At 59.5% G+C, this 7,986-nt stretch carries 11 protein-coding genes and 1 pseudogene; 8 read left to right on the top strand and 4 right to left on the bottom strand.

Annotated elements, in window-relative coordinates; translation table 11 throughout:
- On the top strand, nucleotides 1-1,074 hold a 1,074-nt coding region (locus tag SMC1_RS09130; protein ID WP_133299414.1), incomplete at its 5' end, for a DEAD/DEAH box helicase.
- A 127-nt stretch (nucleotides 1,075-1,201) separates the two neighbouring features.
- Here SMC1_RS09130 and SMC1_RS09125 read toward each other — a convergent pair.
- Together SMC1_RS09125 and SMC1_RS09120 are read right to left on the bottom strand one after the other, a co-directional pair.
- Nucleotides 1,202-1,921 carry a pirin family protein gene (locus SMC1_RS09125; RefSeq protein WP_119086467.1) on the bottom strand — a complete coding sequence of 240 codons (720 nt, stop codon included), beginning with the start codon at nucleotides 1,919-1,921 and terminating at the stop codon, nucleotides 1,202-1,204.
- Nucleotides 1,918-2,943 (bottom strand): HD domain-containing phosphohydrolase, encoded by a 1,026-nt coding sequence (locus SMC1_RS09120; protein ID WP_165849406.1) that lies wholly within the window; start codon nucleotides 2,941-2,943, stop codon nucleotides 1,918-1,920. The genes SMC1_RS09125 and SMC1_RS09120 overlap by 4 nt, the downstream gene beginning before the upstream one ends.
- A gap of 181 nt (nucleotides 2,944-3,124) precedes the next feature.
- Here SMC1_RS09120 and SMC1_RS10740 point away from each other — a divergent pair, with 181 nt between their 5' ends.
- The 5 genes from SMC1_RS10740 (at nucleotide 3,125) to SMC1_RS09100 (ending at nucleotide 4,775) form a co-directional block, all read left to right on the top strand.
- On the top strand, nucleotides 3,125-3,355 hold the full coding sequence (locus SMC1_RS10740; protein ID WP_165849405.1) for a hypothetical protein: 231 nt from the start codon (nucleotides 3,125-3,127) through the stop codon (nucleotides 3,353-3,355).
- Between the two features lie 209 nt (nucleotides 3,356-3,564).
- Nucleotides 3,565-3,843 (top strand): DUF4388 domain-containing protein, encoded by a 279-nt coding sequence (locus SMC1_RS09115; RefSeq protein ID WP_119086465.1) that lies wholly within the window; start codon nucleotides 3,565-3,567, stop codon nucleotides 3,841-3,843.
- Nucleotides 3,844-3,906: 63 nt separating this feature from the next.
- Nucleotides 3,907-4,191, top strand: coding sequence for a hypothetical protein (locus SMC1_RS09110; RefSeq protein ID WP_119086464.1), 285 nt, complete (start codon nucleotides 3,907-3,909; stop codon nucleotides 4,189-4,191).
- A 153-nt stretch (nucleotides 4,192-4,344) separates the two neighbouring features.
- Complete coding sequence (locus SMC1_RS09105; protein ID WP_119086463.1) at nucleotides 4,345-4,533, top strand: hypothetical protein; 189 nt, start codon at nucleotides 4,345-4,347, stop codon at nucleotides 4,531-4,533.
- A gap of 11 nt (nucleotides 4,534-4,544) precedes the next feature.
- Nucleotides 4,545-4,775 carry a DUF2922 domain-containing protein gene (locus SMC1_RS09100; RefSeq protein WP_119086462.1) on the top strand — a complete coding sequence of 77 codons (231 nt, stop codon included), beginning with the start codon at nucleotides 4,545-4,547 and terminating at the stop codon, nucleotides 4,773-4,775.
- A gap of 79 nt (nucleotides 4,776-4,854) precedes the next feature.
- On the opposite strand, the gene SMC1_RS09095 is transcribed toward SMC1_RS09100, so the two are convergent.
- Nucleotides 4,855-5,922: a type IV pilus twitching motility protein PilT gene (locus tag SMC1_RS09095; protein ID WP_119086461.1), complete on the bottom strand. Its 1,068-nt coding sequence runs from the start codon at nucleotides 5,920-5,922 to the stop codon at nucleotides 4,855-4,857.
- 249 nt (nucleotides 5,923-6,171) lie between these two features.
- Here SMC1_RS09095 and SMC1_RS09090 point away from each other — a divergent pair, with 249 nt between their 5' ends.
- A complete protein-coding gene (locus tag SMC1_RS09090) occupies nucleotides 6,172-7,143 on the top strand; it encodes a hypothetical protein (protein ID WP_119086460.1) in 972 nt (323 codons plus the stop codon).
- Between the two features lie 30 nt (nucleotides 7,144-7,173).
- On the opposite strand, the gene SMC1_RS09085 is transcribed toward SMC1_RS09090, so the two are convergent.
- Complete coding sequence (locus tag SMC1_RS09085; protein ID WP_119086459.1) at nucleotides 7,174-7,539, bottom strand: P-II family nitrogen regulator; 366 nt, start codon at nucleotides 7,537-7,539, stop codon at nucleotides 7,174-7,176.
- A 54-nt stretch (nucleotides 7,540-7,593) separates the two neighbouring features.
- On the opposite strand from SMC1_RS09085, the pseudogene SMC1_RS10915 reads away from it, so the two are divergent.
- Nucleotides 7,594-7,986 (top strand): annotated as a pseudogene (locus SMC1_RS10915) (hypothetical protein); the annotation flags it as partial.

The raw sequence follows: 7,986 nt of genomic DNA, 5'->3' as shown, positions 1-7,986 counted from the left end.
CTGGCGGAACAGATCGCCGAGGACTTCCGCGATCTGGGCCGCAAGACTCGCCTCACCGTTCTCACTATCTACGGTGGCGTCGGCATCAATTCACAGATCGATGCGCTCCGGCGCGGCGTCGACATTGTCGTCGCCTGCCCCGGCCGTTTGCTGGACCATATCAGCCAAGGTACAGTCGATCTCACCAAGATACAGGTCCTTGTCCTCGACGAAGGGGACATGATGCTGGACATGGGCTTCCTGCCCGACGTCCGCCGCATCATCAAGAACCTCCCTGCCCAGCGCCAGAACCTGTTGTACAGCGCCACCATGCCGGAGGACATCCGCCATCTGGCCGACGCTATCCTGCATGACCCCGTGACGGTCCAGATTGGGCACTCCGCTCCGGTAGAAACGGTTTCACATGCGCTTTACCCCGTACCGCAGCACCTCAAGACACCGCTGCTCATCGAGTTGCTGAAGCACACTGATACAGAGTCGGTCCTGATCTTTACGCGCACCAAGCACCGTGCCAAGAAGCTTGGCGAGAAGCTGGCCAATGAAGGCTACCGCGCGACGTCGCTGCAGGGCAATCTGTCACAGCGCGCACGCCAGGCAGCATTGGGCGGCTTTCGCGACGGTAGATATAAGGTCCTGGTCGCTACCGACATTGCGGCTCGCGGCATCGATGTGACGCAGATCTCGCACGTCATCAACTATGACATCCCGGACACGACGGACGCCTACACCCATCGCATCGGACGTACCGGCCGAGCTCTCCATTCGGGAGACGCGTTCACTCTGGTCACTGAGGAAGACACGATTCTGGTCCGTGATATTGAGAAGGTTCTGGGGACTCCCATCGAACGACGTACCCTCTCCGGCTTCGACTATAAGGCCCCAGCTCCAAGACGCGAGACTGAGTTTGCCTGGGATCACAGACCCAGTACGGGTTCCAGCCGCCCTCGGCGTTCAGCCGGCCGTGACGGTCAGTCCACTTCAGCACCGAAACATCATGAAAATAGCGTGAATCCGCCAAAGAGCCTGAATCGTCGGTCAGAGACAAGAAGACCGGCGAATATCCGGACCTCTTGACAGCGTTTGCACAGAAGTGATATAATAGGGTTGTGATAGCGCCAAACGTTATCACATGCCCTCCTTCGCAGGGGCCCCGTCTGGGGCCCCTCGCTTTTTCCCCGCGGCTTGTCCCTGTTCCGGTACGCTATTCGCGAATCGTCTGCCCTAGCGTCGGTACGTCCACGAGGACGAAATCCGAGTGGTCAATCGCCCCCACCATGAACTCGGGCTCGTTCGCTATGCGCGCCTGGTCCCCTGACTCATAGTCGACCCCATTGACCGTCAGAGCGCCACGGGTCAGGTAGACGAATGCGCAACGGTCCGGGGCCATCTGGTATTCGATCATCTGGTAGGGTTCGAGGGAACCGACGAAAACGGTCGCGTCCGCGTTCATCGGAATCGCCCCCGCCTTGTTCTGACCGGATGCGACTGCAATCAGCTCGTTAGGAGGAGGAAGCGCTCCAAATGCAGCCTCAGTATGAGACGGCATCAGTCCCGACTCCCGCGGAAAAATCCCCACCTGATACAAATGGACTTGCCCTGGGCACTCGTTCGTCTCCACATGACGGACCCCGGTCCCGGAAGACAGGACCTGGACATCGCCTGGACGAAGGCGTACCGGAGGCTGAACCCCCTGCCGCTGCCGTATCTCCCCTGCCACAACGATGGTGACGACCTCAATCTCATCATGGAAGTGGAGCGGAAAACCACACGCGGGGTGGATAAGGTCATCGTTGAAAAACCGGAGACCGCCCCAGCGGACGTTTCCAGGTTCGAAGTAGTCGCCGTATGAGAACAGCAGGAAGTTCTCGGAACTCTGCGACACGGCGAGGTGTCGCTTCTGCGATGCTACGCGGCGGATCATCCGGCCTCGCTGTGGGCTTGGTCCTCGGACAGAATCTCGCCAGAACCAATCATTTCGACAAATGTCAGCCCGATCGTGGGATCGAACTGCGTCCCCAGGTGTCTTGCGATTTCCTCCCGGACCTCTGCCGCCGGGAGAGAATGGCGATATGGACGCTGAGACGTCATTGCATCAAATGTGTCGGCGAGAGCCAGAATGCGAGAGCCGACTGGAATGTGTTCTCCCAACAAGCCATCTGGATAGCCTGTTCCGTCCCATCGCTCATGGTGATTGCGGATGATGGCCGCAACATTGCGCAGCTGCGCAATGGGGCGCAGGATGCTCTCGCCGACCAGAGGATGCGTGTGCATGAGCACCACCTCTTCCGGCGTTAGATTGGACGGCTTATCCAGTAGACGGTCGGGGACCGCTACCTTGCCGATGTCGTGGAGGCGCGCGGCCAGCTCAATCTCGGCCACATCGGTGGCATGGCCCAGAACCCGCTGAGCAACCTTGCCGGCCATGAAGGCGACTCGGGTGGAATGCCCGCGCGTATACCGGTCTCGAGCCTCCAGTGCATCGACCAGCATGATCATGCCGTCCACAAAGCGCTCCTGCAAGGCATCCTGCAGGCCTGCAACCTGCCGCTGGAGCCCGGAGACTCGCGCCTCCTGACGAGCGTCCTGAAGCTGTCGGTCTGTCACGTCGTGCGACGTCACGGCAGTCCCGGCATAGGCACCTCCCGGCGTTTTCACGGCGACGCATCGGTGTTCATAGACCTTGCCTGTCGACGGGTCGCCCTCGACAACCGAGAACTCCGTCGCCGTGCCTGTCCGTAGTGCTCCGAGACCTTGTTCCACGTCCTCGGTCACTGAGCTGCCAAAGAGCAGGGGGAAAGCGATGCCAGCATCCGACCGTGGACCCCTGATGAGTCGTGCCTGAGCGTTGAGTGTAACGACATGGTCATGAGCATCGGCTACAACGACGCCGTCGGGAAGCTGTTCGAGCGCCAAACGTATCAGTTCGCCTTCATCCTGAGCCATAAGCGCCTCCTTGGTGTCACGTGCCACTTCACCTGAAGAAAGTCTAGCGCGTTGTCGTGTCAAGTAAAACGCTGCACCAGCGTACGTTCGCCCAGCGCCGGCAACCGTCCTTCTGGAATCTTCTGTCCGACGCGTTTCATTGCGCCCAGCACGGCGCACGCTGGATTTCCTGGATGCTGGAGTGTTTAACAAGAGAGGAAACAGAATAGGGAAGCGTATCGTCGTGCCGTCGCTGCTGGTGATCCTGTCACCTGTGACTGGGTGCAGCCAGGAGACCGATGTCGCTGAGACGGGGAGAATAAGCGTCCCCGCAACGTCACTGCTGAAGGGAAATGAAAAAGGCGAAAGGCTTAGGCCTCTCGCCATTGTAGTAGGTTGGTTGGAGAAAGAAAGTCGGAACCTTCTCATCTAACACGTCCGATATCTTAGCGGGTTCATCGCGGCACGCAAGGGCAGATCTCGCACACAATTGTTCACAATCTGCGCAAGAATCCGAAAGACGCGCTTTGCATCAGGTTTTGATGCAGATTCCCTTCCAGAATGCCGCCTACGCCGTTCTCCCTGCAACAACGCTGTCGCAAAAGGGGCGAGGGGGAATACCATGAGTGACAGGCCCGCCCAGTGCTCTCGTGGAACGCCGATGCCGACAATCACGGGCGACCGCAAGGGGAACACCAAATAGAGCTACGTGGAACGCTCAGGGACTTCTCACTCGAGGCCATCCTTGGCCTGATTCGAACTGGTCACAAGACAGGCACACTGCGTCTCGTCGTCACGACGCCCATGGGAATGCCACGCCAGGTCGACCTGTCCTTTCTGGGCGGGGAGATAGCATCGGTTCAGTGTGGCTCTCTCCGCGGGCTTGACGCCTTGCGTGAGGCGGCAATCAATATGTATTGAAGGTTCATTCGAATTCACCGTCAACAACGCTCTTTCGCCTCAGGACGAGACCATTCTGGTTGCATGGAAGCGGCGCTGGCGACCATCGACGAAGCGCGCAACGAGATAAAATCCTTGGGCGCAGCCCTTCCTACCACCTGCGTAGCATTCAGCCACGACGTCCCTGCCGCTGAAACGGTCCACATCAGTGTCGAGGAGTTCCGCCTGCTGGCCGTCATGCGCGACGGCATGACCTTGAACGATCTCATTGCAACGAACGCTGCTTCTACTGTAGATTCAATGCGCATCGTCCGTCAGCTCTTGGAACGAGGACTCCTCATCGCCGGCCCGAGAAAACAAACCAGGTGATTGTCGGACTGCGTGAGATAACTGGCTGAACCGGCCCCGCCTACCGGGTGACACCGAGCGCGAACAGCATCAGAGGCTCATCCTGGACCCTTCTGTCGATGGCTGCCTCATAAGAAAACTGGGTACCCGAAATCCAGAACACAGGAGGCACAGATGACCGTCCAGGACCAGGCAGGAACGATCCGCATCACGTTCGTCAGCAAGAAGGGTGAGACCATCGCCTACATCAACCCGCTTGCCACAGACGCCGTCGCATACGCGTGCGCCGGACAGCTCATGACTCTGCTCACTGAGCAGACGGCCGCCATCGTACGCAACAGGCGAGCCGCATTCGTGGAGTAAGGAGGTAACCCATGGCTGATTCTCAGACCACCGTCCTTCGCCTCGTGTTCGGCACCGACACGCCCGGCAAGACCCATGCAATGGAGTTCAACAGCCCCAAGGCCGACCTCACGGACGCTCTGATCCGTCCGGTGATGCAGCAGTTCATCGATGGCCAGCTGATCAGCGGGAAGAACGGTATGCTCACGAGCATCGAAAGCGCCGGCATCGTCACCCGTCAGGTGACGGACGTCATCTCGTAGCAACACAGCGCATCCATCAGGGCATAACAAGAAGGGGCGCAGCCGTGGCTGCGCCCCTTCTGCATTTCCAGCGTCAGATCTAGTCCTTGACGTTGACTCCTGCCCGCAGGGCCACGTCGGCCGCAACGATCCCCCTGGCTACAAGCTCCTTGACGCACTTCTCCATCGTCATCATCCCCTTGGCGCCGCTCGTCTGCATCGTGGAGACGATCTGGTAGGACTTGTTCTCACGGATGAGGTTCCGGACGGCCGGTGTCGCTATCAGCACTTCCGTGGCCACAACCAGCCCGTTGCCGTCTTTGCGCGCCAGAAGCTGCTGTGTCACGATCGCTGACAGGACGTTCGCCAGCTGGATGCGAATCTGACCCTGCTGAGCGGCGGGAAAGACGTCGATGATACGATCGATGGACTGCGGAGCCGAATTGGTGTGCAGGGTCCCGAACACCAGATGTCCAGTCTCGGCTGCCGTCAGAGCCGCCGCAATCGTTTCCAGGTCTCGCAGTTCTCCCACGAGGATGATGTCGGGGTCCTCCCGCAACACGGCGCGCAGCGCATGTGCGAACGATTCCGTGTCCTCGCCCAGCTCCCGCTGGACCACGATGCCCTTGCGGTGCTGGAATAGGAACTCGACGGGGTCCTCGACGGTGACCGTATGCACGTCGCGTTCCTGGTTGATCTTGTCGATCATCGCCGCAAGCGTCGTCGACTTGCCATGGCCGGTCGGCCCCGTCACGAGCACGAAGCCCTTTTCCAGCTTGGTGAGGCCCTTCACGACCTCTGGCAATCCGAGTGAATCGAGGTCGGGGATGGTGAACGGGATGCGGCGCATGGTCACGGCCATCGTGCCCCTCTGCCGGAACACGTTCACGCGGAACCGCGCCAGTCCTTTGACCGAGTAGGAGAAGTCGAAGTCCAGATGCTGCTTGAACACAGCCTTCTGGTCGTCGTTCATAATGGGGTACACGAGCGCTTCGATAGCGCCTCCCGACATCACCTCGGTCCCAACAGGCAACAGATGCTTGTGGAGACGCAGCATGGGCGGCGTTCCTGCCTGCAGATGCAGGTCCGAGGCCCCGCGGTCCACAACGATCTTCAGGATATCGTCCAGGCCCCTGATTTCTACGGGTGCCCTGTTGAGCTCTTCCATCAGTACCTCCAAATCGGCCGGACAGTCACCACTTGTACCGTGCCTTCATGCAGTATAGCAGCACATTGGTTTCTTCTACTCGTAAAACATATATCGGTACCTTGACCATTGCCAACGTACGCTCCTCAGCCTCCAGGTTGCTGTGCGTGCTTCCACAACCGGGCACGATTGACAAACCCGCTTGGGGGCAGTAGCATGAACTCATAGTCATGGAGCGCATGACCGTGCTGGTCCACTGGGAGGCCTGTCATGAATGTCAACACACGTATCTGGGAAAACAGCATCGCAGGTCTGCCAAAAGAGGACCAGCAGGCTGAGCAGTTCGAGCACTACGCCCGCGAGTTCTTCATACCCGACAGCATTGCTCCGTCCGTTTATCTGGCCAACGTGGGTGCGCTGATGGAACAGGCGGCCGAAGAGAGTGGAGTCCAGCCCACCCCATCGGCGGCAAAAATGGCCTTGTCGATGCAGCATCCCATCGGCTTCCCGACATGGTTTCTGGCAGCCTATCCGGACGTTGCCCTCTGGTTCACGTCACAGGATGGTCCGGACCGCAAGGCCGTCGACGCCGAAGTCACCAGAAGATCGGCGGCATCTGGAGCCGCAGCCAGCCATCTCGTCGATGAGAACGGGTTCTTCGCGCACGCCGTCCTGCGAACGCTCATCGACCTCTACCGCGAACGCACAGGCTCTATGCTCGAATGCACGGCTCCTGATACTGACCTTCAGGAAGAGGGTGTAGCCGGTTCGACAGACGAACAGGCCCTGACAGCTCAGCAGGCTGTCGACCTGATGGCCGCCAACATCACTCGCTATGAGCGCGAGCTGGCCACCAGCTATGGGGACAGGTTCGCGGGCATGCGGCCACGGCTGACGGTGGCAGGACTTCTTCAGCTTGGCTACTACGTCCTCGTAGACCACGTCATCCCGTTGGCGACACTCGTCCAGGCTTCCGACGAATCGGCGTCAGCAGACGATCCGGTTGTCGAATTCGTGGAGCGGCTCGAGATAGAGGTATTCTGTGCCGAGGGTGGGGAAGGTGAACGAAAGCGCATCGAAGAAGCGTGCCACCTCCTGCGTTCGCGCATTCTCGACGTCGTCCTCCAGACCCGTACCGACTTCGAAGAAACGCCATCGCTCACCGTGGCTTCCAGGAATTTCATGGAGCTGCCCCAGTTCGAGTCCCTGCGACAGGCCATCGGTATCCGTCCAGCCAGTTAGCAAGCGATTCTGGTCGGAAGCGAAGTCCAGCTAGGGGATGTCCGAGGGCAACGGTTCCGGCTCGATCAGTCCATATGCCTCGGTGACGGGGACGACGAACATGATGCCGACGCCCTTCTGGGTCATGTCCCCGACTGCGTCCAGTACGATCTTCTTGGCACGCTCCAGGGCTTCCGTGTTGCTGATGACCGAGAAGATCGTTCTACTGCTCTCCTGCACCGGCGAACCACCCAGCAGGCGAGCAATACCGGCCACGATCGGAATGTCGGCCGCAAGCATCTGACCCATGCCTCGACTGTCGATGACAGTTGCGCCACCAACATCAATGGCAGTAAAACCCTCAAGTACCTTGCGCACATGTGCATCACTGTTCAGCACAGCAATCAGTAAGAACATCGGCACCTCCGGAAAACATGTATCTTCGGTATCAGTGTGGCGGAGGACGGTCCCTTGTCAACTGCTCGTATTGCCTCACCTATTTCCTACTCCAAATGGCATCGTTGCCTCACGGATCTCAACCGTTCATACGCACGCAGCACCCTGAGGGCAAAGGTGGCGCAGGGCAGGGGTCCCGTCCATCGCCATCGGGCATCGGTGTACAAGGGGGCGGTCCTCCCTGCACTCACAGAGTTCTGGCATCTGTCGGGCAGACTCTGTGGCAAGCGTCTCGTCCCATTCCTGCAGCGCATCATCCCCTTCCTTGAGATCCGGGGACAGCTTGACCTTGCTCCTGCTGTCCGTGGTCTCCTCCTCCACATGAGTCCGGCCACCTGTGACCGGCTGCTCCAGGACGTACGCACGAAGGAGGAACCCTGGGAACATCCGCACCCTCGTCCCGGCATG

This window comes from Candidatus Cryosericum septentrionale (assembly GCF_003570995.1).
GTDB lineage: Bacteria > Caldisericota > Caldisericia > Cryosericales > Cryosericaceae > Cryosericum > Cryosericum septentrionale.
This window is presented reverse-complemented; position numbering and strand designations above follow the sequence as displayed.